The organism is Bartonella sp. MR168JLCBS, assembly GCF_042194175.1.
In genome coordinates this window covers 283-2,081 of sequence record NZ_JBHIMP010000043.1, presented here as the reverse complement: position 1 = coordinate 2,081, position 1,799 = coordinate 283, and the positions used below count along the sequence as shown (strand labels likewise).

The following is a 1,799-nucleotide window of genomic DNA, read 5'->3' as shown; positions in this document are numbered from 1 at the left end:
AAGTTTTTATGCTTAATCTCAACAACAGTACTATTGTTTTTAAGAAACCAAGAGAAGATCATTACCAAACATTACATATAAGCAGTCAAACACCTAACATCATAAACGACAACACAACAAACAAAACAGTCTACACTGCGACAGGTGATGCAAGGATTTATTTTAATACTGAATGGAGTAATGGTTTGCCAAAAGACCAACAAAAAACAGACCGTCTTCTTGTTCATGGCGATGTATCAGGGAGCACAACAGTTCATTTCAGTAACCTTTCAAAAAATGAGCCATCAAATATAGAGAACACCATCCCTTTGAATATGCGTGGTGTTTCACTCGTTCAAGTTTCTGGAAAAGCAAATGAAAATGCATTCAACTTAGCAAATGGTTATGCCACAATAGGCGGTTTGCCTTATAAATATACACTGAATGCCTATGGACCAACATCCAGCCATGGCAAAGCGAGTCTTGAGCAAAGCCTCGTGGGAGAAGAGCAGAATTTTTGGGATTTCCGCTTGCAAAGTGCCACTCTTGATCGTGAGGCAAAAATCAAAGCTCTTGTGCCACAAGTAGCAAGCTATTTGGTGATGCCCAACGCTTTATTCTCCGCTGGATTCACTGATGTAAACAATCAAAATGCATTGTTAAACGATATGCAAACAGTACTGTTTGCACCAGAAAGCCATAAAAAGAGTGGGATCTTCTTATCCTCCTATGGCAATAAGATCACATTATCTTCTAACCGTAATCCACTACAATATGGTTATGGTGCTGATGTCCAGCATACTGCATTGCAAGCAGGCATTGCACTGGCAGGATTAGAAAAGCAAAACATTACCACAAGTCTTGGACTTTTGGGGACATACGGAAAGCTAGCTTTTACCCCTAAGGATATCGAAGGCGCTGAGAAAAGCACCATTGATAAATGGTCATTCACCGTATACGGCAACATCCAGCATAACAATGGCATATATCTCGATACGCTTTTTTCTTATGGAACTCTCAAGGGAAATATCACCACCGCCTTCATCGGAACTACCACGCAACTGAATAAGACAAAAACATTGAGTGCATCTGCCACCGTGAGCCAAAAATTGGGAACCGGTGTTGAGGGGTTGGTCTTTGAACCACAAGCACAAGTTGTTTATCAGCGTCTCATGTTTGAAAAACTCTCAGATATTGATGGCTTTGAAGTAAATATGGGCAAGCCTCATCAATGGCTGGTACGTGTTGGCGGACGTTTGATACAAACTGTAATGCCTGTTGAAAGAAACCGTGCTGTTTCCTTCTATGGTAAAGTGAATTTCATCAAAGCTTTTAGTGATAATGGTACGATAAAGATTGGTGATACTTTCCATCGTGATTCTATGGGATCTTCCCTTGAAGGCGGTTTTGGTGTGAATGCTCAACTCTCTCAGAATATCGCCCTTCATGCTGATGTTAATTACCAACACAAGCTCCAAAAAGCTGGCATATCTGCAATTAACTTTTCCGGTGGAATACACTATGGCTTTTAAAAAAGGCAGCACATTGTGCTGCCTTTTGTATATATGAAACCTGTTTTTCTTTCCCTCTCAAAGAACCTCTTCACCCTTTTCACCCCCGGGACATATGACAGAGCACCTCTTTGCAAAGCTCATCCAACCAGATCCAAAACAATAAGGTATTTCACCACAAATTGGTGCAAAATAACCATCCAGTAAAACAAAGAGAAAAAATATAGGAAAGAGTATTTTGTTGCATAAGAAGAGTTTATTATCATGTACATCTGCTTGTGCTTTGTTTTTTATCTTAACTTAGACAAG

General features: G+C 39.9%; 1 protein-coding gene. It reads left to right on the top strand.

From position 1 onward, the window contains the following. Window positions 1-1,511: autotransporter outer membrane beta-barrel domain-containing protein (locus tag ACFIK8_RS08870; protein WP_375669209.1), on the top strand; the 1,511-nt coding region annotated here is incomplete at its 5' end. Window positions 1,512-1,799: the final 288 nt, after the last annotated feature.